Annotated in this window: 24 protein-coding genes and 1 other annotated feature; of the genes, 18 read left to right on the forward strand and 6 right to left on the reverse strand. The window is 69.8% G+C overall.

The genetic code is table 11. The features are described from left to right. Positions 1-2 precede the first annotated feature (2 nt). The 12 genes from J2Y58_RS02355 (at position 3) to J2Y58_RS02410 (ending at position 10,483) form a co-directional block, all read left to right on the forward strand. Positions 3-1,091, forward strand: a complete 1,089-nt coding sequence (locus J2Y58_RS02355) for a spore photoproduct lyase family protein (protein WP_310098106.1) — start codon at positions 3-5, stop codon at positions 1,089-1,091. After that, the gene (locus tag J2Y58_RS02360; protein WP_310098108.1) at positions 1,088-1,585 is read left to right on the forward strand and encodes a metallophosphoesterase family protein; all 498 of its coding nucleotides are present in this window, start codon (positions 1,088-1,090) and stop codon (positions 1,583-1,585) included. Before J2Y58_RS02355 ends, J2Y58_RS02360 begins: the two co-directional genes overlap by 4 nt. 138 nt (positions 1,586-1,723) lie before the next feature. Continuing rightward, entirely contained in the window at positions 1,724-2,113 is a 390-nt protein-coding gene (locus J2Y58_RS02365; protein WP_310098111.1) for a hypothetical protein, read from the forward strand. 16 nt (positions 2,114-2,129) lie between these two features. Continuing rightward, positions 2,130-4,388: a PAS domain-containing protein gene (locus J2Y58_RS02370; protein WP_310098115.1), complete on the forward strand. Its 2,259-nt coding sequence runs from the start codon at positions 2,130-2,132 to the stop codon at positions 4,386-4,388. Next, positions 4,381-4,752 (forward strand): response regulator, encoded by a 372-nt coding sequence (locus tag J2Y58_RS02375; protein WP_310098117.1) that lies wholly within the window; start codon positions 4,381-4,383, stop codon positions 4,750-4,752. The genes J2Y58_RS02370 and J2Y58_RS02375 overlap by 8 nt, the downstream gene beginning before the upstream one ends. Positions 4,753-4,925: 173 nt before the next feature. After that, the gene (locus J2Y58_RS02380; RefSeq protein WP_310098120.1) at positions 4,926-5,396 is read left to right on the forward strand and encodes a hypothetical protein; all 471 of its coding nucleotides are present in this window, start codon (positions 4,926-4,928) and stop codon (positions 5,394-5,396) included. Then, a complete protein-coding gene (coxB, locus tag J2Y58_RS02385) occupies positions 5,393-6,388 on the forward strand; it encodes a cytochrome c oxidase subunit II (protein ID WP_310098123.1) in 996 nt (331 codons plus the stop codon). The genes J2Y58_RS02380 and coxB overlap by 4 nt, the downstream gene beginning before the upstream one ends. Then, a complete protein-coding gene (locus J2Y58_RS02390) occupies positions 6,385-8,274 on the forward strand; it encodes a cbb3-type cytochrome c oxidase subunit I (protein ID WP_310098125.1) in 1,890 nt (629 codons plus the stop codon). The genes coxB and J2Y58_RS02390 overlap by 4 nt, the downstream gene beginning before the upstream one ends. Further along, positions 8,271-8,897: a cytochrome c oxidase subunit 3 gene (locus J2Y58_RS02395; RefSeq protein WP_310098128.1), complete on the forward strand. Its 627-nt coding sequence runs from the start codon at positions 8,271-8,273 to the stop codon at positions 8,895-8,897. Before J2Y58_RS02390 ends, J2Y58_RS02395 begins: the two co-directional genes overlap by 4 nt. Next, positions 8,891-9,205 (forward strand): hypothetical protein, encoded by a 315-nt coding sequence (locus J2Y58_RS02400; RefSeq protein WP_310098130.1) that lies wholly within the window; start codon positions 8,891-8,893, stop codon positions 9,203-9,205. Before J2Y58_RS02395 ends, J2Y58_RS02400 begins: the two co-directional genes overlap by 7 nt. Beyond that, positions 9,193-10,086: a cytochrome c oxidase assembly protein gene (locus J2Y58_RS02405; RefSeq protein WP_310098133.1), complete on the forward strand. Its 894-nt coding sequence runs from the start codon at positions 9,193-9,195 to the stop codon at positions 10,084-10,086. The genes J2Y58_RS02400 and J2Y58_RS02405 overlap by 13 nt, the downstream gene beginning before the upstream one ends. Further along, positions 10,076-10,483, forward strand: a complete 408-nt coding sequence (locus J2Y58_RS02410; RefSeq protein WP_310098136.1) for a c-type cytochrome — start codon at positions 10,076-10,078, stop codon at positions 10,481-10,483. Before J2Y58_RS02405 ends, J2Y58_RS02410 begins: the two co-directional genes overlap by 11 nt. A 36-nt stretch (positions 10,484-10,519) precedes the next feature. Here the strand turns inward: J2Y58_RS02410 and J2Y58_RS02415 are convergent, their stop codons facing one another. Beyond that, the gene (locus J2Y58_RS02415; RefSeq protein ID WP_310098138.1) at positions 10,520-12,847 is read right to left on the reverse strand and encodes an FdhF/YdeP family oxidoreductase; all 2,328 of its coding nucleotides are present in this window, start codon (positions 12,845-12,847) and stop codon (positions 10,520-10,522) included. 124 nt (positions 12,848-12,971) lie between these two features. Between J2Y58_RS02415 and J2Y58_RS02420 the strand changes: the two genes are divergently transcribed. Beyond that, positions 12,972-13,295, forward strand: a complete 324-nt coding sequence (locus J2Y58_RS02420) for a hypothetical protein (RefSeq protein WP_310098141.1) — start codon at positions 12,972-12,974, stop codon at positions 13,293-13,295. Between the two features lie 212 nt (positions 13,296-13,507). Next, a complete protein-coding gene (locus J2Y58_RS02425) occupies positions 13,508-15,193 on the forward strand; it encodes a DUF5597 domain-containing protein (RefSeq protein ID WP_310098144.1) in 1,686 nt (561 codons plus the stop codon). 86 nt (positions 15,194-15,279) lie between these two features. Here J2Y58_RS02425 and J2Y58_RS02430 read toward each other — a convergent pair whose 3' ends face one another. Both J2Y58_RS02430 and J2Y58_RS02435 read right to left on the reverse strand, forming a co-directional pair. Continuing rightward, positions 15,280-18,246: a PAS domain-containing protein gene (locus J2Y58_RS02430; RefSeq protein ID WP_310098147.1), complete on the reverse strand. Its 2,967-nt coding sequence runs from the start codon at positions 18,244-18,246 to the stop codon at positions 15,280-15,282. 175 nt (positions 18,247-18,421) lie between these two features. Beyond that, positions 18,422-18,994 carry a glutathione S-transferase family protein gene (locus tag J2Y58_RS02435; protein WP_310098149.1) on the reverse strand — a complete coding sequence of 191 codons (573 nt, stop codon included), beginning with the start codon at positions 18,992-18,994 and terminating at the stop codon, positions 18,422-18,424. A gap of 90 nt (positions 18,995-19,084) precedes the next feature. Here J2Y58_RS02435 and J2Y58_RS02440 point away from each other — a divergent pair, with 90 nt between their 5' ends. Continuing rightward, positions 19,085-19,786: a WYL domain-containing protein gene (locus J2Y58_RS02440; RefSeq protein WP_310098151.1), complete on the forward strand. Its 702-nt coding sequence runs from the start codon at positions 19,085-19,087 to the stop codon at positions 19,784-19,786. A 44-nt stretch (positions 19,787-19,830) separates the two neighbouring features. Here the strand turns inward: J2Y58_RS02440 and J2Y58_RS02445 are convergent, their stop codons facing one another. Beyond that, on the reverse strand, positions 19,831-21,327 hold the full coding sequence (locus J2Y58_RS02445) for a SulP family inorganic anion transporter (RefSeq protein ID WP_310098154.1): 1,497 nt from the start codon (positions 21,325-21,327) through the stop codon (positions 19,831-19,833). Positions 21,328-21,381: 54 nt separating this feature from the next. Next, positions 21,382-21,437, reverse strand: a sequence feature (sul1 is cis-regulatory element that is thought to sense ions involved in sulfur or methionine metabolism; They are found in Alphaproteobacteria). An 87-nt stretch (positions 21,438-21,524) separates the two neighbouring features. On the opposite strand from J2Y58_RS02445, the gene J2Y58_RS02450 reads away from it, so the two are divergent. The 3 genes from J2Y58_RS02450 to J2Y58_RS02460 all read left to right on the forward strand — a co-directional run bounded on the left by J2Y58_RS02450 (position 21,525) and on the right by J2Y58_RS02460 (position 24,387). Continuing rightward, entirely contained in the window at positions 21,525-21,764 is a 240-nt protein-coding gene (locus tag J2Y58_RS02450; RefSeq protein WP_310098157.1) for a DUF3253 domain-containing protein, read from the forward strand. 252 nt (positions 21,765-22,016) lie between these two features. Then, positions 22,017-23,141 (forward strand): metallophosphoesterase, encoded by a 1,125-nt coding sequence (locus tag J2Y58_RS02455; protein WP_310098160.1) that lies wholly within the window; start codon positions 22,017-22,019, stop codon positions 23,139-23,141. Positions 23,142-23,196: 55 nt separating this feature from the next. Further along, positions 23,197-24,387, forward strand: a complete 1,191-nt coding sequence (locus J2Y58_RS02460) for a DNA glycosylase AlkZ-like family protein (protein WP_310098163.1) — start codon at positions 23,197-23,199, stop codon at positions 24,385-24,387. On the opposite strand, the gene J2Y58_RS02465 is transcribed toward J2Y58_RS02460, so the two are convergent. Both J2Y58_RS02465 and J2Y58_RS02470 read right to left on the reverse strand, forming a co-directional pair. Further along, positions 24,378-24,983 (reverse strand): DJ-1/PfpI family protein, encoded by a 606-nt coding sequence (locus tag J2Y58_RS02465; RefSeq protein ID WP_310098166.1) that lies wholly within the window; start codon positions 24,981-24,983, stop codon positions 24,378-24,380. The two genes, J2Y58_RS02460 and J2Y58_RS02465, sit on opposite strands and share 10 nt — an antisense overlap. Further along, the gene (locus tag J2Y58_RS02470) at positions 24,983-25,825 is read right to left on the reverse strand and encodes a PhzF family phenazine biosynthesis protein (RefSeq protein WP_310098169.1); all 843 of its coding nucleotides are present in this window, start codon (positions 25,823-25,825) and stop codon (positions 24,983-24,985) included. The genes J2Y58_RS02465 and J2Y58_RS02470 overlap by 1 nt, the downstream gene beginning before the upstream one ends. Positions 25,826-25,899: the final 74 nt, after the last annotated feature.

Below are 25,899 nucleotides of genomic sequence, written 5' to 3' on the forward strand. Positions count from 1 at the left end.
GCATGAGCAGCGAAGGGCAGGCCGCGCGCACCGACGCGGCGGGATGGACGCCGAAGCGCGTGCTGGCGACACGTTCGGCGCTGACCTTCGCGCATGGACGGGCGATCGCGGAGCGCGCGGCGGCGCGGGGGATCGAGGTGGTCGCGCTACCCGGCGACCGGTTGTCGCTCGATCTCTCGGCCGACCCGCGCCGCGCCTATGCCGAGGCGAAGGCGACGCTCGCGCTGGTCGTCGCGCCGCCGTCCAAGCGGCGCTTGCAGCCGATCGCGCCGAGCGCCGACTGGCGCGTCGACCTGGCCGAGGGGTGCCCGGCGCATTGCGGGTATTGCTATCTCGCCGGGTCGCTGAAGGGGCCGCCGATCACGCGGGTATATGCCAACCTTGACGAGATCCTGGACGGGCTGTCGGCGTATCTGGGGAAGGGCACCGTCACCTCGCGCAGCCGCAGCCGCGCCGGGGAGGGAACGACGTTCGAGGCGTCGTGCTATACCGATCCGCTGGCCCTGGAGCCGCTCACCGGATCGCTGTCGGCGGCGATCGCGTGGTTCGGGCGGTGGGATGCCGACGTCCAGCTGCGCTTCACCACCAAGTTCGCCAATGTGACGCCGCTGCTGGCGCTCGATCATGCCGGACGCACGCGGATGCGCGCCTCGGTCAACCCGCGCGGGTTCGCGCGGTTCGAGGGCGGCACCGCGCCGGTTGCGCGCCGCCTGGCCGCGCTGCGCGACATGGCGGCGGCCGGATATCCGATCGGGCTGACCATCGCGCCGATCATCGCCGCGGAGGGCTGGCAGGCGGCGTATGGCGCATTGCTCGACGAGGCGGCGCAGGCGCTGGAGGGGGTGGAGCACGTCGACCTGACCATCGAGTTGATCACGCACCGTTTCACCGCCGGGTCGAAGGGGGTGCTGGAAAGCTGGTATCCCGGCTCGGCGCTCGACATGACGGATGCGAACCGCACGACGAAGCGGACGAAGTTCGGCGCGGAAAAGCAGGTCTATGACGCGGCGACGATGCGGTTGCTGCGCACCTTCTTCGAGGAACGGATCGCGGCGGTGCTGCCGCGGGCGCGGGTGCTGTACTGGACATGACGGTTTTCTTCACCGCCGACACGCACTTCGGCGATCACCGCACGATCAATATCCAGCGCCGGCCGTTCGCGAATGTCGCGGACATGGACGCCGCGATCGTCGCGCGCTGGAACGCGGTGGTGGGCCCATGCGACGTGGTGTGGCACCTGGGCGACGTGGCGCGGCGCGCGGGCGACGTGGCGGGGTTGCTGGCGCGGCTGAACGGGACCAAGCACCTGCTGCGCGGCAATAACGATCCCGACGGGACGCTTGCCGCGGCGGGCTGGGCGAGCGTCGGCGATTACGCGGAGGTGGAGGAGGGTGGACGGCGCCTCGTTCTCTGCCACTATCCCTTTCGCAGCTGGAACGGGCAGCACAAGGGCGCGATCAACCTGCACGGGCACAGCCACGGGCGGCTGAAGCCGATGCCGCGGCAGTTCGACGTCGGGGTGGACGTCCACGACTTCGCGCCCGTCGATCTCGACGTACTCTTGGTACGGAAAGCGGGAGCGTGATCGACACGGTGGCGCCTCTCCGGAAAGCTTTTGATTCCGATCAACTTTGCTATCCTTTGTTGTGACGGCGTCGATTTCAGCCATGTGATAGTCGTCGCAACGCGAGGCGGATCGATCCGCCGGGGATGAGGAAGTGGTATGGACCGCGAACTGGCAGGCTGTGTCGTCCTGGTGGTCGAGGACGAATATCTCATCGCCGACGATACGGCCGAAGCGCTCAGAGACGCCCGGGCTGTTGTTCTGGGACCGTGTCCGAGCGCGGACGAGGCGCTGCGAATGATCGACGAGTGCACGCCGTCGCATGCCGTGCTCGACCTCAACCTCGACGGTTCCGGCGCGCGGTTCGATGTCGCGCGCCGCCTGAAGGACCGCCGGGTGCACAGCGTCATCGTGACCGGTTACGACCCGTTCGTCCTGCCGCGCGACCTGGCCGACACGCTGTGCCTGCAGAAGCCGGTGAGCCGGCACGCGGTGGTGGAGGTGCTCGCCGCGCGGCCGGCGCGCGTCGCGGGTCGAAGGAGCCATTGACCGGAGGGGGGGCGGCATGGCGGGGAGCGATACCGAGACGCCGCCGCAATGGCCCTGCGGCGACACGGCGATGGCCACGCGCATCCGCCGGTTCGACTGGTCGGCGACCGCGCTCGGCCCCATCGAAGGCTGGCCGCAAAGCCTGAGGACGGTCGTCGACTTCATGCTCGCATCGCCGGGCATGACCAGCCTGCTATGGGGTGCCGGGGCGATCCACCTCTACAACGACGCCTTCGCCGAGCTGCTGCGCGAGCATGACGCGCCGGCGCTCGGGCGATCGGCGTTCGAGACGTTCGCCCGGTCGCGCGACGTGTTCGCCGCCGATGTCGCCGCCGGGATGGCGGGCAAGGCGGCGCGGCTGACGGAACAGCGCTACCCCGTCCTTCGCGACGGCCAGCTGAAGGACGCGTGGTTCGATGTCGACTATGCGCCGGTGCGCGACGAGGGCGGGGCGGTCGCAGGTGTGCTCTGGACGCTGCGCGAAACGACGACGCAGGTCCTGGCTGCCCGCGCCCTGCAGGAAAGCGAGGCGCGTCACCGGTTGCTGATCGGCAGCTGGGCGCAGGCGGTGTGGGAGACCAGCCCGGAGGGGGTGGTCGTCGTGGACAGCCCGAGCTGGCGCGCCTTCACCGGGCAGACGGAGGACGAGTGGCTCGGCTACGGATGGCTGGACGCGATCCACCCCGATGATCGCGCCTATGCCGAGCGCCAGTGGCGCGAGGCGATCGCGGCGCGCGGGCTGGTCGATGCGGAGTTCCGCCTCCGCGCGCCCGACGGCGGCTGGCGCTGGACGAACGTTCGTGCCAGCCCCGTGCTCGACGCCGATGGTGCGATCGCAAAATGGATCGGCATCAATATCGACATCGATGCGCGGCGCCGTGTCGAAACGGCGCTGCGCGAAAGCGAGGCGATCCGGCGTGTCGCGCTCGACAGCGGACGGATGGGGGCGTGGACATGGGACACGCGCGCAGGCACCGTGCGGACCGACGCGACCGTCCAGGCGTTGTGGGGCGTGTCGTCGCCCGAACAGCCGCACCCGGTGTCGATCTATGCCGACCTGATGTTTCTGGAGGGAGTGGATTGGTTCCGCTCCGTCGCCGCGCAGGGGTTCCCCCCCGGCGGGGAGTTCCAGGTGCAGGTTCAAGTGGCCGCCGGGCCGGCGGCGGGGCGCTGGGTCGAGATGCGCGGGCGGGCCGAGCGCGAGAAGCCGTGGATCATCAACGGTGTCAGCTTCGACATCACCCCCCGCCGCCAGATCGAGGAGCGCATCCGGGCAAGCGAGGAGCGCCTGCGCGTGCTGGTGGAGGGCATACCGCAACTGGTATGGCGTTCCCTGGACGGGGGCAATTGGACCTGGTCGAGCGTGCAGTGGCAGTCGTTCACGGGGCAAGGCCCGGAGTCCAGCCTGGGGCGCGGATGGCTCGACGCGGTCCATCCGGACGACCATGCCGTCGCCCTGCGCGCATGGCACGACGCCGATGCAGCGGGCGGCATCGACGTGGAGTTCAGGGTCCGGCGTGGCGGCGACGGCGCGTATCTGTGGCATCATACGCGGTCGATGCCGGTCCGCGATTCTTCGGGCCGGATCGTGGAATGGCTGGGCACCACCACCGACGTGCAGCAGCGCAAGGAGTTGCAGGAGCGTCAGGCGGTGCTCGTCGACGAACTCCAGCATCGGACCCGCAACCTCATCGGGGTGGTGCGCTCGGTGGCGGACAAGACCGCGCGCAGCAGCGCCGATCTCAACGATTTCCGGGCGCGCTTTCGTGATCGCCTCGACGCGCTGGCGCGCGTCCAGGGGCTGCTGTCGCGCCTCGACGAGGCCGATCGCGTGTCCTTCGACGATCTGATCCGGACCGAGCTGTCGGCGGTGAGCGGGAGCCTGGACCGTGCGCACCTCGCGGGGCCGAGCGGCGTGCGCTTGCGGTCCTCGACGGTCCAGATGCTCGCGATGGCGTTGCACGAACTGGCGACGAACGCGGTCAAGTACGGCGCGTTCAAGCAACCGGGCGGTCAGCTGGCGGTCACATGGTCGCTCGATCGCGCGGAAGACGGCGGGAGGCCGTGGCTACACATCGACTGGCGCGAGAGCGGCGTCACGATCGCGCCCGAGGGAACGAGACCGACCGGGACCGGACAAGGCCGCGAGCTGATCGAACGAGCGCTCCCCTATCAGCTGCGCGCGCGCACGTCCTATCAGCTGAAGCCGGACGGCGTTCATTGTACGATCTCGATCCCCGTTTCCGCGAGCACGGAGGTACCGGAACATGCCTGAGCGGACCCTGTGCAACTGCCGCATCCTGATCGTCGAGGACGAGTTCATGTTGGCCGACGAAATGAAGTTGGAGCTCGACGAAGCCGGCGCGGTGGTGCTCGGTCCTGTCGGTACGGTCGAGGACGCCCTGGCGATGGCGCGGTCGGAGCAGCGGATCGACGGCGCGATCCTCGACGTGAACCTCGGTGGCGAGGCCGCGTATCCGGTCGCGGATGTCCTGATCGCGCGCGGGGTGCCGCTGGTGTTCACGACCGGCTACGACGGCACGTCGCTGCCGGATCGCTTCAAAGCCGTTGCTCGATGCGAGAAGCCGACGACCATCCGGCTGATAACGCAGGCGATCGGACGCGTGCTGCACGAGTGACGTCGATCCGCGCGCGGCGGCGGGAAGGTTTCCGTTGATGCCGGCCGCCGTCGGCGTTGCGGGGGTCGGTCCGGCCCGTGCGGAGGAACCTGCGTCGCGGCTTGATCCAGCACAATGCGCGACCTTCCGATTGTGTGACATTTCATGTCGAAAGGCCGGCGCAAAGGAGCGGGATGCGGATCCGATGGGGCGATGTGGCGGCGGGCGCGGCGGCGGCCTTGTGTCTGGCAGGGTGCCAGCGCGAAGCGCGTGAGATCGGGCCGTCGCTGCCGCAGACCGCGCCCCGCGGAAGCGCCGATCCCCGCATCGGCTATTACCAGGACAACGTCTATCAGGTCTCGCAGGGGGGCCGCTATTTCGCGTGGTACGGCTGTGCGGCGTGCCACCGCGACGGCGCGCCCGGGGTCCGCGACCTTGCGGACGGGCGGTGGCGGTACGGCGGCGGCTTCGATCAGGTCTATGCATCGGTCGCGCACCGGCACGGCGCGTTCCGCTACGCCGCGCGCGTGCCGGTCGAACCGTTGTGGCAGCTGACCGCTTACACGCGCGATCTGTCGCGGCATACGCCGGAAAAGCGGCGGCGGCTGAGCGTCGAGCAGGTCGGCGAGCCGCAGGGGCGCAGCTGGTCGGGGCCGGTCAGGTGAGCGCGCGTCTTCCGGTCGCCTGCCTGCTGCTGTCCGGATGTGCCGGGGCGCAGAGCGCGCTGGATCCAGGCGGCGACCAGGCGCAGGCGCTGTTCTCGCTCTTCGCGCTGATGATGTGGGTGTGCGGCGTCGTCTATGTCGTCGTGGTCGCCGCGCTCGGCTGGGCGCTGTGGCGTGCGTGGCGGCAGCGGGGGGCGGACGCACGGGGTGACGGCGACGCCACGCACCGTACGGACGGACGACTGAGGCGCCTGTTGCCCGTGGCTGCGGGGGCGATCCTGATCGGTCTGACGGTGCTGATCACCGGCAGTTTCCTTGCCGATCGCGCGCTGTTCGCCACGCGCGCCGCGCCGGCGCTGGAGGTGCGCGTCACCGGTCACCAATGGTGGTGGCGGATCCGGTACCGCGACCCGGCGAGCGGCGGGTGGACCGAGACCGCCAACGAGCTTCATCTGCCGCAGGGGCGGACGGTGCGGCTGGTGCTGGAATCGGCGGACGTGATCCACAGCTTCTGGGTGCCGGGTGTGGCGGGCAAGCTCGACATGATTCCGGGACGCACCAATCGCCTCGACGTCACCGCGCGTCGCGCCGGCTGGTATCGCGGCCAATGCGCCGAGTTCTGCGGGTTGCAGCACGCGCATATGGCGTTGGCGGTGAAGGTGGAGCCGAGCGACGCGTTCCGCACGTGGCTGGCCGCGCAGGCAGCGCCCGCCGGTCGGGCGGCGGGGCGCGGCGGCGCGGTGTTCGCCACCGTCTGCGCCGCCTGCCATGCAGTCCGCGGCACCGCGGCGGGCGGCCGGGCGGGCCCCGACCTGACCCACGTCGCCGGGCGTCGCACGCTGGCGGCGGGCACGCTGACGATGACGCGCGGCAATCTCCAGGGCTGGATCGCGCAGCCGCAGGCGATCAAGCCCGGCACGTCGATGCCGGCCGTCCCCCTCACGCCCGCCGACGCCGATGCGGTGGCCGGCTATCTGGCAGGCTTGCGATGACCCCCGACCTCGACCGCCGCGACCGGCTTTCGCTCACCTGGCGCGATCCGCCGGGCTGGTGGGGCTTCGTGACCACCGTCGATCACAAGCGGATTGCGGCGCGCTATATCGTCACCGCGCTGTTGCTGCTGTTCCTTGCCGGGATGCTCGCGCTCGACATGCGCTGGCAGCTGTCGTGGGCGGAGAACACGCGGATGGGGCCGCAGCTCTATAACGAGAGCTTCTCGCTCCACGGATCGACGATGCTGTTCCTCGTCTCCGTGCCGGCGATGGAGGCGATGGCGCTGTGGCTGGTGCCGCTGATGCTGGGGCAGCGCAACATGGCCTTCCCGCGGCTCGGCGCGTTCAGTTACTGGCTGTACCTGGGCGGCGTGCTGACGCTGTGGGTGGCGCATGCGCTCGACATCACCCCCGATCTCGGCTGGTTCGAATATCCGCCGCTGTCCGGGCCGAACTACGCGCCGGGGCACCGGGCCGACATCTGGGCGCAGATGATCACCTTCACCGAGGTCGCGGCGCTGTGCGCCTCGGTCAACGTCGCGGCCACGATCCTGAAGATGCGGCCGCCGGGCATGACGCTGGCGCGGATGCCGGTGTTCCTGTGGGCGATGCTGGTCGCGTCGCTGATGACGATCCTGTCGATGCCCGCGATCATGCTGGTGACGAGCATGCTGATCGCCGACCGGCTCGTCTCCACCCACTTCTTCGCGCCGGCCGCGAACGGCGACGTGCTGCTGTTCCAGCACCTGTTCTGGTTCTTCGGCCATCCGGAGGTCTATATCATCTTCATCCCCGCGACCGGTTTCGTCTCGTCGATCGTCGAGACGTTTTCGCGGCGGCGCTTGTTCGGGCACCATGTGCTGGTGCTGGCCATTCTGGCGATCGGCTGCCTCGCCTTCGGCCTGTGGGTGCATCACATGTTCGCGGTCGGGCTGCCGCGGCTCGGCAACGATTTCTATACCGCGGCGAGCATGGCGATCGCGGTGCCGGCGGGATTGCAGATCTTCTGCTGGATCGCGACGATCGCGACCGGGTGGACGTGGCTGGCGACGCCGATGCTGTGGGTGCTCGGCTTCGTCGCGACCTTCGTGCTCGGCGGACTGTCGGGGGTGATGACCGCGTCGGCGGCGCTCGACCTGCAACTGACCGACAGCTACTTCGTCGTCGCGCACTTCCATTACGTGCTGGTGGGCGGGGCGATGTTCCCGCTCTTCGGCGCGTTCTGCTATTGGTATCCCAAGGCGACCGGGCGGTTGATGTCGGAGCGCTGGGGGCGGATCGCGTTCGTGCTGGTGGTCGGCGGGTTCAACCTCGGCTTCGCGCCGATGCACCTGCTGGGCCTGCTGGGGATGCCGCGGCGCGTCTATACCTATCCGGCCGGCATGGGGTGGGACGGGCTCAACCAGGTCGCGACGCTGGGCAGCGCGATCGCGGTGGCGGGGGGTGTGGTCTTCGTCGCCAACGCGCTGCTGAGCTACTGGCGGGGCGCACCCGCGGGGGCCGATCCGTGGGGCGCGTCGACGCTTGAATGGGCAGGCGAGTCGCCGGCGCCGGCGTGGAACCTGGCCTACACGCCGGTGGTCGACAGCCTGACGCCGCTATGGGATGCGCCGGTGCTGCGCGTGGTGGACGGCATCGCGACCGAGCGGCGCGAGGTGCTCGTCACCTCGGTCGTCGACGCAGCACCATTGTACCGGCAGAAGAGCGCCGCTCCGTCGATCTGGCCGTTCCTCGCCGCGCTGGCGGTGACCGCCATGTTCCTCGGGAGCATCTTCACCGCCTGGGCCGTCACGATCGGCGCGCTGCCGATCGCGGCGGCGCTGACCGGCTGGTTCTGGCCGCAGCGGGGGCGCGCCACGACCGGCCCGCTGCGGGTGCGGTCATGACCCCGACACCGCCACGCGCCGTCGAGATCGTCGGCGACCTTTCCGCGCTTCCCGCCAGCGCCAGCGGCGCGCGGCACCTCGTCTGGTGGGGCAATATCGGCTTCATGCTGATCGAGGGCACCGGCTTCGCGCTTGCCGCCGCCGCCTATCTCTATCTGATGACGCAGCAGGCGCCGGCGTGGCCGCCGGCCGGGACGCGGCCGCCCGACCTGACCTGGGGACTCGTCTTCACGCTGGGGCTGCTGGCGAGCGAGCTGCCGAACCTGTGGGTGCGTCGCCGCGCGCTCGCCAAGGATGCGCGGGGCGTGCGGATCGGGGTGGCGGCGATGACGATCATCGGCCTGCTGCTGATGGTGCCGCGCGGGCTGGAGCTGGCGCATCTCAACACGCGCTGGGACAGCGACGCTTATGGTTCGGTGGTGTGGATGCTGATGATCCTGCACACCAGCCACGTCGTCACCGACTGCGGCGACACCGTGGTGCAGGCGGCGTGGCTGTTCACGCACGAGATCGGCGACGACCAGTTCGCCGACGTCGAGGACAATGCCAATTACTGGACCTTCGTGGTGCTCACGTGGTTGCCGATCGGCGCGATCGTCTACGGGCTGGCGCGGCTATGGTGAGTCCGCGCGCGCGCAGCCGGGCGGCGCTGGTGCTGCCGCCGGTGGCATGGTTCGCGTTCGAGCAGGGGTTGCCGGCGCTGCTCCACGCGCGCTGCGATCTCGCGGGCTGGGGGCTCGTCTGGGGTGCGGCGAGCCTCGTCGCCTGCGCGCTGGCCGCCTGGCTCGCCCGGCCGCTGGCGCGGCGCGGCGGCGACCTGCTCGCGACCTCGTGGCTGGCGCGGCTGGCGCTGGTGCTCGCGGGCATCTTCGCGGTGGCGATCGCCTTTCAGACGCTCGCGATCCTGCTGGTGCCGCCATGCGTCGGCTGATCGGGCTGATCGCATCCGCGGCGCTGCTGCGCGCGGTGCCGGCGGCGGCGCACGCGGCCGGCGCGCGCGATCATCATGCGCGGCCGGGCTGGACGCTCGACCCGTGGATCGTCGCGCCGCTCGTGCTGGCGGCGCTGCTGTTCGCGCGTGGCTGGTGGCGGCTGTACGCGCGGTCGGGGCAGGGGAGTGCTGCGCTTCGCCGTCGCGCCGCGCTCTTCGCGACGGGGCTGCTGGTGCTCGCCGCCGCATTGGTGTCGCCGCTTCACGAGGCGGGCGAGCGCTCCTTTGCGGCGCATATATTCGAGCATGAGCTGCTGATGCTGGTCGGCGCGCCGCTGCTGGTGCTGGCCGAGCCGCTGGCGGTGATGCTCTGGGCCTTTCCGCCGTCGGGGCGTCGCGCGCTGGCGGCGGCCGTGCCGGTGATCGCGACGCCGTGGCGATGGCTGACCGGCGCGGTGACCGCGACGGTGCTCCAGGCCGTCGCGCTATGGCTGTGGCACGCCCCCGCGCTGTTCGACCGCGCGCTGGCGAGCGAGGGCTGGCACGTCGCGCAGCATCTCTCGTTCCTGGTCGCCGCCCTGCTGTTCTGGACCGCGATGCTGCACCGGCGTACCGCAGCGGGAATCGCGGCATTGTGCCTCGTCGCCACCGCCATCGTCTCGGGCGCGCTCGGCGCGCTGATGGCGTTCGCGACAAGCCCCTGGTATGCCGGTTACGCCAGCCTCGGCATGGCGCCGTTCGGGCTGTCTCCGGCGGAGGACCAGCAGCTTGCGGGGTTGCTGATGTGGGTGCCCGGCGGGCTTGTCCATGCCGGCGCCGCGCTGTTGCTGATGCGGCGGCTACTCGCCGATCCGCGCCTGGGGACGTCGGATGCCCGCTAGTCTCAAGTGGCTCGGCGCGCTGGTCGCCGCCAGCGTGCTGGCCGCCGCCCTGGCAGGCGGGGCGATGGTCGCGCAACGTCGCGCGTACACGCGGGTCATGGCGGAGCAGGTGAGCGGCGGCAGCAGCGCGGCGGGCCGCGTCGCGATCGTCGGCTACGGGTGCGGCAGCTGCCACGTCATCCCGGGGATCGCCGGCGCGAGCGGACAGGTAGGACCCGCGCTGGGAAAGGTCGCGGTGCGCGCGACGATCGCGGGCAAGCTGCCGAACACGCCGGACGCCATGATGCGCTGGCTCGAACACCCGCAACGGGTGGTTCCCGGTAACGGCATGCCCGAGCAGGGCGTCAGCGGCCGCGATGCGCGGGACATGACGGCGTACCTCTACACGCTGAGGTGAGCCGGTGACGTTCGCGCCGCGCCCCGGCTTTTCCCTTCATCCGGTGGCATATTCCATCTGCGGCTCCAGTACCGCGTCGCCATCGCTGTGGATCGTCACCGGGATCGACTTGGCGGCGGGAGTCTTGCTGCCCACGGCATGATGCCACATCGGCATCAGCACGTTGCATTCCGGATAATAGCCGCCGACGCAGCCGATCGGAATGTCATAGGCGACCACGATCAGCCCGGAGAGGTGGCGGTCCACACCGTCGTCGGCGACGGTGCGCATGGTCACGGCCTGTCCGACCTTGAGCCCCAGCCGGTCGATGTCTGAGCGGTTCATCAGCACCACCGTCCGGATGCCGTTGATGCCGCGGAAGCGGTCGTCGTAGCCGTAGACGGTGGTGTTGAACTGATCGTTGGAGCGCAGCGTCATCAGCCGCAGCACGTCATGACCGACGCCGGGCATGTCGAGATCCTCGTCGAGCGCCTCGGGCGTGACGAACTGCGCGCGACCGCTGTCTGTATGCCACTCGCGCCGCTTCGCCGGCAGGTCGCGCTGGAACCCGCCCGGCTCCCACATGCGCGTCTCATAGTCATGGAAGTTGTCGGGCAGCGTGGTCGCGATCTCCTTCCGGATCTCCGCATAGTCGTTCATGTAATCGGCCCAGCGCACCTTCTCATTGGCCGGCAGGACCGCGCCCGCCAGTTCGCACAGCAGCCGTATCTCGCTGATCAGATGCGGCGAGGCGGGGGCGCGCAGGCCGCGGTTGCCGTGGACGCAGCCCGACGTGTCCTCCATCGACAGCACCTGCTGCCCCGCGGCGGTCTCGTCCTTCTCCAGCCGGCCGATCACCGGCAGGATGTAGCTCACCTCGCCGGGCAGCAACGCGCTGCGGTTGAGCTTGGTCAGCACGTTGACCGTGAGCCGCAGCGTGCGCCACGCCGGCTCCATCAGGCCATGGTCGGGAATGGCGCGGACGAAATTGCCGCCGAGCATGAAGAAGGCCTTCACCTCGCCGCGCAGGATCGCCTCGCACGCTTCCACCGTGTTGTAGCCCGGCTCCTTCGGCGCGACGAAGCCGAATTGTTCGCCCAGCCGGTCGAGCGGGAACAGCTCCGGCTTTTCCGTCACCCCCATGGTACGCTGGCCCTGCACGTTGGAATGGCCGCGTACCGGGCAGATCCCCGCGCCGCGCTTGCCGATGTTGCCGCGCATCAGCAGCAGATTGACCAGCATCTGCACGGTTTCGACGCCGGCGCAATGCTGGGTCAGCCCCATGCCGTAGATGCCGATCGCCGAGCCGGCGGCGGCATAGACGCGTGCGGTCGCCTCCATATCGGCGCGGTGCAGCCCGGAGCGGCGCTCGAGCTCGTCCCAGTCCTGCGCGCGCAGCCACGCGGCGTAGCGATCGAAGCCGGTGGTGTGTTCGGCGATGAAGGCGAGATCGAGCACCGCCGGACCACCGCGCGCGAGCGACTCGTCGTGCGCGCTCAGCACCGCCTTGCCGATGCCGGCCAGCGCGGCGAGGTCGCCGCCGTTCTTCACCTGATGATATTGCGAGCTGATCCGCGTTTCCTTGCCGGTCAGCATCTCGGTCGGCGACTGGGGATTGAGGAACCGCTCCAGCCCCCGCTCGCGCAACGGATTGTAGGTGATGATCGGCACGCCGCGCTGGCTCGCTTCCTGGAGCGGATGGAGCATGCGCGGCGAGTTGCTGCCGGGGTTCTGCCCGAAGAACATGATGCATTCGGTCTCGGCGAAGTCGCCGAGGTCGACCGTGCCGACGCCCTGGCCGATGCTGACCGGCAGCGCGACCGAGGTGGTCTCGTGGCACATGTTCGAGCTGTCGGGCAGGTTGTTGTTGCCGTAGAGCCGCGCGAACAGCTGATAAAGGTAGCTCGCCTCGTTGGAGAGCCGCCCCGAACTGTAGAAGACGGTGCCCTTCCGCTTGTCGTCGACCGCGCGCAGCTCGCGCGCGATCTCCTCGATCGCGTGCCCCCACGAGACGGGGACGTATTTGTCGGTCGCCGCGTCGTAGCGCAGCGGATGGGTGAGCCGGCCGGGCTGTTCGAGGTGGTAATCGTCCCAACCGCGCAGCTCGGTCACAGTGTGCTCGGCGAAGAAGGCGGGGGTACAGCGATGCGCGGTCAGCTCCCACGCCACCGCCTTCACGCCGTTCTCGCAGAATTCGAACGGCAGCGGCGTGGCGGGCTTCACCCAGGCGCAGCTGTTGCATTGATACCCGTCGACCTTGTTGTGGCGCGACAAGGCGATCCCGGCGCTGCCGACGACTCCCTCGCGCCGCAGGATGTTGCCGACCGATCGCGCCGATCCCCAGCCGCCGGAGGGAAGACGATAGGGTTTGAAGGTGGGCTTCATCGGATACCTCCGGTCGCGGCAGGGTCGCATGGTCGCAACGTTCGCCGTCGCGCCACGTTGACACCCGGATCGGTACCGCCGTCGATCACATCGATCAGGTGGCTGGTAATAAAGGAGATTTCGGATGTCGGTCGGTCGCGACTACATGGTCCGCAAGGGCGCCGGCCCGTCGGCGCCGAAATTCTTCCTCGACACGGAGGTGCTGCCGCGGCTGGTCGACGCCACCGGCGCCGCCGAGGTGGCGCTGGACCGGGCGGCGCGCGCCGCGGGGGTCCGCCCGAGCCTGTTGCTCGTCGGGGCAGCGGGCGCGCTGTCGATCGCGGTCGCGGGGGCGTTCGGTGCCGGGCGGGCTAAGCGCGCCGCGGCGGATCGGCGCGGCGATCAGGCCGCGACGACGAGCGGCGTCGACCGGCCGGACGCGAGCCAGCCAGACCGGCGGAGCGTCTGAAGGCCGGGCACCGGCGGCGGTACGCGGTCGCTCTCGGACGCAGCCGGCGTGCGGTCGCGGATCCGCAACCCGATCCCGGCCTGACGCCGTGCGGCATCCGAAAGGCGACGTGGACGACCGGCCGTCACCCGGCGCAAACGACGCACCTCGTTGCGCAGAGCGCCCCGGGGCGTCACAAGGCCGGGATCGGTGCAGTAAAGCAAAGGGTTGCGATGTTTCGCATGATGTGGTCGGCGCGTCTGGTCGTCGCCGTTCTGGCCTTGTCCTTCGGGCTGGGCACGCAGGCGCGGGCCGCGGACCTCCCGCGCCTCGAACGCCGCGGCAAGGCGACGCAGCTGATCGTCGACGGCAAGCCGTTCCTGGTGCTGGGCGGCGAGTTGCACAATTCGAGCAGCAGCGACCTGGCCTATATGGCGCCGATCTGGCCGAAGCTGAAGGCGATGAACCTCAACACCGTGCTGGCGCCGGTGGCATGGGAGACGATCGAGCCGCAGGAGGGACGGTTCGACTTCAGCAACGTCGACGGCTTGCTGAAGGGCGCGCGCGCGCAGAACCTGCGGCTCGTGCTGCTGTGGTTCGGGGCGTGGAAGAACACCTATTCCAGCTACGTGCCGGCCTGGGTCAAGCGCGATCAGGCGCGCTTCGCACGGGCGCAGACCAGCGACGGGCGCGGGACCGAGCGGCTGTCGCCCTTCTCGACGACGACGCGCGACGCGGATGCGCGCGCCTTTGCCGCGTTGATGCGCCACCTGCGCGCGGTCGACGGCACCCAGCACACGGTGCTGATGGTGCAGGTCGAGAACGAGGTCGGCGTCATCCCGGAGGCGCGCGATCACTCGCCCGCCGCGGACGCCGCGCTGGCCGCACCGGTGCCGGAGCCGTTGCTGCGCTATCTGGCCGCGCATCGCACCACGCTTCACCCGACGCTGCGCACCGCGTGGGAGACCGCCGGCGCACGGACCGCGGGAACGTGGCACGAGGTGTTCGGCGACGCGGCGATGACCGATTCGCTGTTCATGGCCTGGCATTATGCGACGTTCATCGAGGGCGTGACCGCGGCGGGGAAGGCGCATTACCCGCTGCCGATGTTCACCAACGCGGCATTGATCCGCCCGAACTACGAACCCGGCCAGTACAATTCGGGCGGGCCGCTGCCGTTCGCGATCGACGTCTACAAGGCCGGTGCGCCGTCGCTCGAGTTCCTCGCACCCGACATCTATTTCGAGGATTACGCCAATTGGGCGTCGCAATATGCGCGCGCCGACAATCCGCTGTTCGTACCCGAAGCGCGCGGCGGCATGGTCGGGGCGGCGAACGCGCTCTACAGCTTCGGCGCGCTGAAGGCGGTCGGCTTCTCGCCGTTCGGGATCGATGGGCAGGGCGTGGTGCTGCAAGGCGATGCCAGCATCGGGCTGAGTGCGGCCGGCGAGGGCGATCCCGCGATGACGGCGCTCTACGGCCAGCTCGCGCGGATCGCGCCGCTGATCCTCGAAAAGCAGGCCGAGGGCGGTATCTCGACCGTGCTGATGGAGGGCGGGGCGCAACGTGCCGGTCGCGGCCGGATCGGCGACTATATCGTCAACATGACCCGCGCGAGCGGCGCGAAGGGCGATGTCGACCAGACCAGCCGGATCGCCGCGATGTTCCTGCAGACCGGCGCCGACGAGTTCCTGATCGTCGGCAGCGGCGACGCGCAGCTCAGCTTCGCCACCGATCGTCCGGGGGCGCCGATCGTCGGGATCGAGAGCATCGACGAGCAATGGCTGCGCGACGGGCAGATGGTCGCCGGCCGGCGGCTCAACGGCGACGAAACGGGGCAGGGGCAGTCGCTGCGGCTGTTCGCCGATGATGCCGGCGACAACAAGGTCTACCGCGTCCGGCTCTATCGCTATCGGTGACGTGGACGGTTGGGGAGGGGGGGGCGCCGCAAGCCGCCCGCGTCCGACCACGAACGGGGCGTTGCCGACCTCTGCGGCGGTGATCGCTAGCGCCGGTTGGACATCGCGATAAGCTCGGCCAGCTCCGCCTGGCGAAACGGCTTGGTCAAGCGGGGCAGCGACGGATCGACGCCGGCGAGGTCGGCGTAGCCCGAGATCAGCAGCACCGGGATGTCCGGCCAGCGCGCCCGCACCTGCGCCGCCAATTCGCTTCCCGAACGTCCCGGCATGATGTGATCGGTGACGATGACGGTGGGGCGCAACCCGTCCTCGATCACGCGCACTGCCTCCTCGGCCGAACTCGCCTCCACGACCTTCAGGCCCAGATCGGTCAGCATGTCCGCGGTGCTCGCTCGCACCAGCGCTTCGTCGTCGACCAGCAAGGCGGTGCCGCTGTGCCGCGGGCCGCCGGCCGCCCCGTTTCCGGGCACCGCCGCGACGGCCGGCGCGCTCCCGACCGGTAGCCACAATTCGATATTGGTGCCCAGCCCGGGCCGGCTCGCGATCGTCAGCCGGCCGCCCAACTGCCCGGCCAGACCGTGCACCATGCTGAGCCCCAGCCCGGTCCCCTTGCCGATCCCCTTCGTCGAGAAGAACGGCTCCACCGCCCGCTTCAGCGTCTCCGGATCCATGCCGTCGCCGGTGTCGGCCACCGAAAGAAGGACGTAGCGACCGGGGGCGAGATGCTCGCGGTTCTCGGCATCGACGTTCTCGCCGCGGGCGGTGATCCGCAACGTTCCGCCTTCCGGCATCGCGTCACGCGCGTTCACCGCGAGGTTCAGGAGCGCCATTTCCAGCTGGTTGGGGTCGGCCGAGGCGACCGGCAAATCGTCGTCGACCTCGACAGCGATCCTGATCTGCGGGCCCAGCGTGGACCCGAGCAGGTCCGCCATGCCGTTCACCAGCTCGGCGATGTCGACCGACACAGTCTGCAACGGTTGCCGGCGCGCAAATGCCAGCAGCCGCTGGACCAGCACGCGTGCCCGTTCCGCGGACTGAAGCGCGCCATCGATCAGCCGTTGCTCGCGATCGCCGCCCAGCCCCTTGCGCTGCAACAGATCCAGCGCGCCGATGATCGGTGCGAGCAGATTGTTGAAGTCGTGGCTGACCCCGCCGGTCAGACTGCCCATCGCTTCCAGCTTCTGGCTCTGCCGCAGCTGTTCCTCGGCGTGCACCCGCGCGGTGACGTCGCGCGAACTGCCGATGATCCGGGAGACGACGCCGTCCGGTCCGGTGACCGGCACGAGGATCGTGTCCCAGTGACGCTCGCCGTTGGGAAGGTCGACGACCTCGCGATAGCTGATCGGGCGCGCTTCGCCGACCGCGCGCCGGAAATTCGCCGTGACCGCGTCGGCCACCTGCACCGGCAGCTGTTCTTTCAACGGCTTGCCCCTGATCGCCGCCGTGCTGAGGCCGGTCAGCCGTTCGTGCGTCGGGTTCAGCTCCTCAATCGAGAAGCCGCCGTCGACGAGGACGCGAACGACGAACAGCGCCTCGGCGGTATGCTCGAAATAGGCGCGGTACAGCGCGTCGGCGTCACGGCGGGCCGCCTCGGTCGCGGCGAGTTGCTGCTGCTCGTGGACGCGGTCGGTGACGTCGTAGCCGAAGAGGCTGGCGCCGATGATCTGCCCCGTGCGGTCCGCGACCGGCGCGAATTTCATGTCGTACCAGCGACGGCCGAGCCGCGGTTCGCCGAGCTCGGCGATCTGGCCGAAGCTGTCGCCTGCGAGCACCTTGCTCCATAGGTCGCGGACCGCCTCGTACTGCGGGGACCCGTTCAGAAGATCGAGGAGATTGTCGCCCACCGCCGGCCGGAAGCCGAACACGCGCTGGTATTCGTCGGTCGACGCCTTGTTGATGGCGAGGAAACGATAGTCGGCATCGAGGATCTGGACGAAGGCCGAGGTCGTCTCGAACAGGTCGGCGAACACCTTGCGCTCGGCGAGCACCGCGGTGACGCGTTCCTCCAGCGTCTCGTTCAACTCGCGCAGCCGCGCCTCCGCACCGGCGCGTTCGATATAGGCCCAGCAGCGCTCCACGGCGGCCTCGACGATGCCGATCTCCTCCTCCTGCCAGTCGCGCGGCGCGGCCTGGTGTACCGCCATCATCGCGACCAGGCGCCCGTGCTTCAGCAGTGGGCAGCAGATGATCGCCTCAATCCCGATCGAGCGGAACATGTCCCGGCCCGCGCCGGGGGCAAGCTCGGCCGCCACGTCGCGGATGACCAGCGTCGTGCCGCCGCGCATGTCGGCGGCCGCGCGGGGACCGAACAGATCGAGGCTGTAGCTGCCGGCCGACGTCTCCACGCCGGGTGCGGTGTAATCGTCGCGGATGACGAAGCGGTCGTTGTCCGCGTCGACGTCGGCGTACGCGGTTCGCGACGTGCCCAGATGCCGTGCCAGATGCTCCGCGGCCGCCTGCATCACCTCCAACGGGTCGCGCGAGGTTCGCAGCCGGTCGTCGAGCGCGCCGAGAAAGCGCAGGCGCTGGCGCTCCATGAACGAGCGTCGTTCGTCCAGCACCCGCTCGGTCGTTTCGTGACCCTGGTTGAAGACCCCGGCCACGCTGCCGTCCTCGCCGCGGATCGGCGTGAAGCTGTAGTTCCAGAAGGTCTCCTGCACCGCCCCGCCGCGCACCATGGGGAGCATCTGATCGAAGGTCGCGAAGCCCTCGCCCGTGCGGACGACCTGCGCGAACTGGGTGTCGACGACGCTCCAGATATCGTGCCAGACCTCGTCCCCGCGCCGCCCGAGCGCCCAGGGGTGGCGATCCCCCGCCACCGGGCGCCATGCGTCGTTGTAGAGCAGCCGGAGCTCCGGTCCCCAATAGATCGCCGTCGGGAAGCTGGAGTGAAGACAGATCGACAACGCCGATCGCAGCGACTGGGGCCAATCGGCCGGTGCCCCCAGCGGCGACGAAGACCAGTCGTGCGCGCGCATCCGCGCCCCCATCTCGCCGCCGCCGGCAAGAAAGCCGAGCGCGTCCGAGAGAAGACTGTCATCACGAGAAGACATCAGGGCTCACGTTCATTCTCCGCCTCGACCCGGGAGGGGTGTTCCCTCCCAAGGTCTTCGCAGCGGCCAGGGGATCGGAGTGCCTTGATATCGGGGAAAGGGAAAAAGGCCAGACTTTCGGCTGCTCGTTCGGAGGCAGGGCGTGCAACGTGCCGCCGCCGGGGTCGGCGGGGCGCTATTTCCGGTCGCCGCTGATCCGCTCGGCGCACCTCGCGACCCAGGCGCGGATCGCCGGGTCGGCGGGCATCATGTCGGCGAACCAGAAGAAGGGCGAACTGCACAGCATGTCGGCCGCCGAGAAGCGCTCGCCGAGCAGCCACGGCCCTTTGCGCAACGGCTCGGCCAGCCGCTCGATCATCGTGTCGACATCGCGCAGGCCCGCGGTGATCGCGGGATGGCTGACGTTCGCCCATTTCAGGATCAGCAGCGGTTCGATGACGCCCTGATAGTAGAACAGCCACGACAGATAGGCGCCGCGATCCGCCTCGCCCGGCAGTGGCCCGAGCCCGGCGGCAGGATAGGCGTCGGTCAGATAGAGCATGATCGCGCCACGCTCCCGAACGGCGACCTCGCCATCGGTCAGGTAGGGCACCTTGCCTTCCGGATGCGGATTGGCGGGATCGCGGCTGCCCGAACCGTCCTGACGCGCGATGGTCACCTCGCGCATCCCGACGTCGGCGCCGAGCATCCGGACGAGCGCGACGACCGTGTCGGACCGGGAATTGGGCGAGTAATAGAGGGTGCGCATCGATTGCTCCTTGCGTTGGATGACGCCGTCCATCTACCGAGGCGCTCCTGACAATTTCGGGCAGCAGGGATGGCACGATCGGATCGTCTGATGCGGTTGCTGGAGGTGCTGCGGCGGTTGCCGAAGCCGGTGACGGCGATCCGCCTCGCGGCGGAGACCGAGGTGTCGACGCGGCAGCTCTATCGCGACATCGCGACGCTGCGCGCGGGCGGGGTGCTGATCGACGGAACGGCGGGCTACGGCTACACGCTGACCGAGGACCCGGCGTTGCCGCCGCAAAGCTTTTCGCGGCTGGAGATCGAGGCACTGATGCTCGGCGTCTCGACCCTCGGCGACTTCGGCGACGAGGCGCTGGCGACGGCGGGGCGCAATGCGCTCGCCCGGATCGTCGCCACCTTGCCCGACCGGCAGGCGCGGCAGGCCGCGCACGCGACGATTCGATCGTGGCGCCCGCCGGAGCCGCGCGCCGCCATCACGATCGATCTCGACCTCCTTCGCGAAGCCTGCTGGGACGAGTTCAGCGTCCGCATCGCCTATCGTGACAAGAAGGGGCGGCGGACCGAACGCGAGATCCTGCCGCTCGGCATGTCCTACAGCCCGAAGACGCTGATGCTGGTGGGCTGGTGCCTGTTGCGCGCGGCGCATCGAACGTTCGAGGTGCCGCGGATCGAGGCGCTGGCGCGCGGCGAACGCAGTTTCCGCCCGCGCCGGGTGCAGCTTCTGCGTGACTATGTCGTGCTGCGGACCGCGGAGTGGAAACGGCAGGAGGAGGAGGCGCGCCTGCGATCGTAGCGCCGGACGATGGTGCGCGCGCTGCCGCAGCGGCCGGCCACCGCTCAGTGCGGCGCCAGCCCCATTTCCACGCCGGTCTTGTCGTGGAGCGCGAAACGGTCGATCAGGTCGGCGCTCGCCCGATTGTAGCCGACCACTTCGACTGCGCGCCCTTCGCGGCGTAGCCGGGCGACGATCTTGTCGAGCGCGCCGACGCCCGAAATGTCCCAGAAATGCGCCGCGGCCACGTCGATGACGATGCGCGGGGCGCTGTCCCCGGACTGGAAGGCGCGGGTGAACCGGTCGACCGAGGCGAAGAAGATCTCGCCCGCCACGCGGTAGGTCGCCTGGGTGCCGTCGGGCGATATCGACCGCTCGACCGAGAACATCCGCTGCACCTTGCCCGCGAAGAAGATGCCCGACAGCAGCACGCCCGCCAGCACGCCCAGCGACAGGTCGCGCGTGGCGACGACCACCACCACCGTCGTCAGCATCACCACCGACGACGTGGGCGGATGCCGCCGCAGGTTCGGGATCGAGTTCCAGCTGAAGGTGCCGATCGACACCATGACCATGACGGCCACCAGCGCCGGCATCGGCACTCGCCCGACCAACGGCCCCAGGACCGCCAGCAGGAACAGAAGGAACGTGCCCGCCACGAAGGTCGACAGCCGCCCGCGCCCGCCCGAGGTGACGTTGATGACCGACTGTCCGATCATCGCGCAGCCGCCCATGCCGCCGAACAGCGCGGCGACGATGTTGGCGCCGCCCTGTCCGGCACATTCGCGACGCTTGTCGCTGTCGGTGTCGGTCATGTCGTCGACGATCTGCGCGGTCAGCAGCGATTCCAGCAGGCCGACCGCGGCCATCGTCAGCGAATAGGGCAGGATGATCCGCAACGTGTCGAATGTCAGCGGCACCTGCGGCCAGACGAAGCTCGGCAGGCCGTCGGGCAGTCGCCCCATGTCGCCGACCGTGTTCACCGGCAGCCCGAACCCGATGCTGATCGCGCTGAGCACCAGGATCGCCACCAGCGGCGACGGCACGGCGCGGGTGATCCGCGGCACGCCGTAGATGATCGCCAGCCCGCCCGCGACCATCGCATAGGTCTGCCAGCCGACGCCGGTCAGCTGCGGAAGCTGCGCCATGAAGATCAGGATCGCCAGCGCGTTGACGAAGCCGGTGATGACCGAGCGCGACACGAACTGCATCAGCAGGTCGAGCCGCAGCAACCCGGCGACGATCTGGATCAGCCCCATCAGGATCGTGGCGGCGAACAGATACGCGACACCGTGATCGCGCACCAGCGGGCCGACGAGCACGGCGACGGCAGCGGTGGCGGCGGAGATCATGCCCGGCCGTCCGCCGATCAGCGCGATGGTGATCGCGATCGCGACCGAGGCGTAGAGGCCGACGCGCGGATCGACGCCGGCGATGATCGAGAAGCCGATCGCCTCCGGGATCAGCGCGAGCGCGACGACGATGCCGGCCAGGATGTCGCGGCGGGCGGCGGCGCCGTCAGTGAACCACTGGCGGCGATAGGTAGCGAAGTCGAAGGTCATTGGATTTCCACAACAGGGCACGGGCGCCGGGCGGCGCGGGGCAGGGGTGCGTGTTGTTGTCCGGCGGATCGGCGGCCGGAATAGCCACCCGGGATTTCACCGGGTCCTTGCGAATGACCGCCCCATAGGCGAGCCGGCCTGGTCGGCGCAACCGCCTGCGGCTTGACCGGGGGGCGTGCGGGGGCGACGTGACGCGGATGAGCGATGCGCGCGCGGCGACACTGGACCTACTCGCGCGCCGTGCGGCAGGCGCGACGATCTGTCCGAGCGAGGTGGCGCGCGCCTTGTCCCCGGAGGATTGGCGCGGTGCGATGCCGATCGTCCACGCGGCGATCGACCGGCTGGTCCGCGAGGGGGTAGTGCGGCTGAGTTGGAAGGGGCAGCGGCTGCCGACGCGATCGGGACCCTACAGGATCGGCCTTCCCGGCGACGATTGAGACCGGCGACGACGGAAATACCGAGGTGCCCAAGGATTACGCCACCTCCGCCCGCGCGGCGGCGAGCAAGAAGACGCTGAACGGACGGGCCGCCAGGCACCGTGGCTGGCAGGACTCCATCGTCGAGGTCGCCGAGTGAACCGGACATCGACGCCCGGTATCCGGCGTTCGCAATCGCCGGTCGCCTCGCGCGACGAGCGGCGCTAAAGCGTTGCGGCTGCCGGCAGCCTGCTTGCCGATGCTCCATGAAGGATGCCGATCATCTTCCTCGTCTTCCTCGTTCCGGCAATCTACGTCGCGTCGCGCACGCTCTGGCCGCTGACGCTGCCATTGTGGAGCAAGGTCGTCGTGGCGGTGCTCCTGCTCGGCGTCTCGCAATATCACCTCTGGAGCCGGCTATCGTCGGGGTCGGTCTTCGCACCCGAGTTCCCGCGCCCGGTGGTAATCCTCTTCAACTGGGCATTCGGCGCGCTGGTGCTGCTCATGCTCCTCCAGATCGTGCTCGATCTCGGCCTGCTGGCGACAACTGTCGTCCGGTGGCAGCGCGCCGGGCTGCCGGATGCAGCGCGGTATGGGGCGGTCGGTCTGGCGGCGCTCGCCAGTGCGATCGCGGTCGTCCATGCGGTGCGGGTTCCGCCGATCAGGGACGTCGAGGTGGCGATCGCGGGTCTGCCGCCGCAGTTCGAGGGATATCGCATCCTTCAACTGACCGATCTTCATATCAGCAAGCTGTTCCCGGCCGCCTGGGCCAGCGCGGTCGTGACGCGCGCCAATGCGGCGGGCAGCGACGTGATCGTCGTCACGGGCGACTTCATCGACGGCTCGGTCGACATGCGGCGCAAGGATGTAGAGCCGCTTCGGGCGCTTGAAGCTCCCGACGGCGTCTGGGCCATACCGGGCAATCACGAATATTTCTTCCACTATGGCGCGTGGATGCGGCACCTGGCGTCGCTCGGTGTCCGGATGCTGCCGAATGCCCACACCGTCATCCGGCGCGGCGACGCGGCGCTGGTCGTGGCCGGCGTGACCGATCTGTCCGCGCCGAGCGTCGGCGAGGCGGCCCCGGACGTGGGGCTGGCGCTGCGCGGTGCGCCGGCCGGGGCACCGATCGTCCTCCTCGATCATCAGCCGCGGCGGGCACGGGACGCTGCGGCGAAGGGCGTAGCGCTCCAATTGTCCGGTCACACCCATGGCGGCATGATCGTCGGTCTGGATCGGCTCGTCGCCCGCGCCAACGCCGGCTTCGTCGCGGGCCGCTATCAGGTCGGCGGCATGACTCTTTACGTCAGCAACGGCACCGGCCTGTGGCCGGGCTTCGCGCTTCGCCTCGGGGTGCCATCGGAGATCACCCGCTTCACCTTGCGGGCGAAGACGTGACGGGTCGATGCCACCACGTTTGACGGCAGTGCCCGACCGCGACGGGCAGCGACCCATGACCATCTCGCTGGCCGATGCGCGGCGCATGGCGCTCAAGGCCCAGGGCTTCGGACAGCCACGGCCTTCACGGGTCACGGCGGCGCACCTTCGCAGGGTGGCCGATCGCACCGGTCTGTTCCAGATCGACAGCGTCAACGTCCTTGCGCGAGCGCATTACCTGCCGGCGTTCTCACGTCTCGGCGACTATGATCGCTCGCTGCTCGAAGGCGCCGCCTGGGGGCGGACGCGGGAGCGCCGGTTCTTCGAATATTGGGCGCATGAGGCGTCGTTGCTGCCGCTCGACCTTCATCCGCTGCTGCGATGGCGGATGGCGCGCGCCGAGCGGGGCGAGATCGGCTATCGCGCGCTTCGCCGCTTCGCCGCCGAGCGCCGCGGCGAGGCGGACGCGGTGCTCGCGCGCATCGCCGCCGAGGGACCGCTGACCGCCGCCGAGTTCGAGAACGGGTCGAGCCGCAGCGGATGGTGGGAGTGGAGCGACGTCAAGCACGCGCTGGAATGGCTGTTCTGGTCGGGCCGGATCACGACCGCGACGCGGCGGGGCAGCTTCGCGCGGGTGTACGACCTTCCCGAGCGTGTCCTGCCGCCCGCCGTCTTCGCCATGCCCACGCCCTCCGCTGCCGAGGCGCAGCGCGCCCTGATCGAGCGTAGCGCACGGGCGCTGGGTGTCGCGACCGCGGCCGACCTGCGCGATTACTACCGGTTGAAGCCCGACGAGGCCGATCATGCCATCGCCGATCTGGCAGAGGATGGGGTGCTCGTCCCGGTCCGCGTCGAAGGCTGTAGCCAGAAGGCGTGGCGGCATCGTGACGCTTCGCCGCCGCGGCGGGTGCACGGGGCGGCTTTGCTGGCGCCGTTCGATCCGCTGATCTGGGAACGCGGCCGCACCGAGCGGCTGTTCGGCATCCGCTACCGCATCGAGATCTACGTGCCGCAGGACCGGCGCACGCACGGCTATTACGTGCTCCCCTTCCTGCTGGACGAGGCGCTGGTCGCGCGGGTCGACCTCAAGGCGGATCGGCAAGCGGGCGTGCTGCTGGCGCGTCGCGTCACGCTCGAGCCGGGGGCGCCCGACGACACGCTGCCGCGCCTGCAGGCCGAGCTGGAGCGGATGGCGACATGGCTCGGCCTGTCGGATGTTCGCATCGGGGCGCTCATCCGGCCCGATCGACCCGCTTTTCAGGCGTGAGCGAACGCGCCGCCGATCACGGACAGGGCGTGGTCCACGAACCGGTCCTTCTCACCGACCGGCGCGACATAGTGCAGCGCCTCGCGGGCGAGGTCGGGCGAGCCGCCGCGCGCGATCATCCAGGCAGCGAGGTACGGCGCCGCAAGGCAGCCGCCGGCGGTGGCGACGTTGCCGTGCGCGGCGAAGGGGGCGTCGATGACGCTGACGCCCGCCTCGACGACCCACGGCTTGCTGATGAGATCGGTGCACGCGGGCAGGTCGCCGATCAGCCCCAGCTTCGCCAGCAGCAGCGTGCCCGAACATTGCGCCGCGATCAGCTGGCGTGCCGGATCGAGGCGCAGCTGCGCCAGTAGTGCGGGGTCGGCGGCGATCTCGCGGGTGCGATAGCCGCTGCCGATCAGCACCGCGTCCGCCTGCTCGACCCATTCGAGGGGCCGTTGCCGGTGGACGATGACGCCGTTCAGCGACGTCACCGTCTCGGTGGGCGCAGTGATGTGCGCGGTCCAGCCGTGCGGCCGCAGCCGGTTGAGGATCGCGGCGGCAACGAAGGAATCGAGCTCGTTGAAGCCGTCGAAGCTGAGGATCGCAACCTGCATCAGCCGTGCACCGAACCGCTGAACAAGGTCCGCGTCGTGCCGGCGACCCATATCTGTCCGGTGTCGTCCTGCGAGACGTGGATGCGCCCGGTGCGGCCCAGCCGGGTACCTTGCGCGGCGACGTAGCTGCCGCTCGCGCGGCCGCTGGCGAACAGCCACTGGCCGACCGAGGCGTTGAGGCTGCCGGTGACCGGGTCCTCGATCAGCCCGCCATGCGCGTCGCTGAAGATCGCGCGCAGCTCAAACGCGACCTCGCCGCCGGGGGCGTGCGGCCCGACGATGCCGATGTCGATGTGTCCGTGATGATGCCGCGCCGGATCGACCGCCAGCACCGCCTCGGCCGACTCCAGCAGGACCGCGATCCAGCCCGGGCCGTTATCGGCCCAGGCCGCGTCGACGATCGCCGTCCGGTCGATGCGCAGCAACGTCGCCACCTCGGCAATCTCCGCCTCGGTCGGCGCGCCGCCGCGGAGCAACGGCGGCGCGGCGAAGGCGAGCCGGTCGTCGTCGCGCCGGATCGTCACCAGCCCGACCCCGCATTCCTGCACGATCACGCCCTCCTGCTTAGGCTTCCCGCCGGCTTCCAGCCAAGCATGCGCGCTGCCCAGCGTCGGGTGACCGGCGAAGGGCAATTCGTGGGCCATGGTGAAGATCCGGACCCGATAGTCCGCCGCCGGATCGGTCGGCGGCAACAGGAAGGTCGTCTCCGAAAAGTTCAGCCAACCGGCGATCGCCTGCATCTCCTGCGACGACAAACCTTCGGCGTCGGCGATGACCGCCAGCGGATTGCCGGTCAGCGGATCGGTGCCGAACACGTCGACGAGGCGGAAGGGGCGGGTCACGGTCTCGGTTCTCCTGCGGATGGTGACGCCTGCTACCCCGCGCCGGCTGGTGCGAACAGGTACGGACCGATACG

Source organism: Sphingomonas sp. BE138, assembly GCF_031456125.1.
Lineage (GTDB): Bacteria > Pseudomonadota > Alphaproteobacteria > Sphingomonadales > Sphingomonadaceae > Sphingomonas.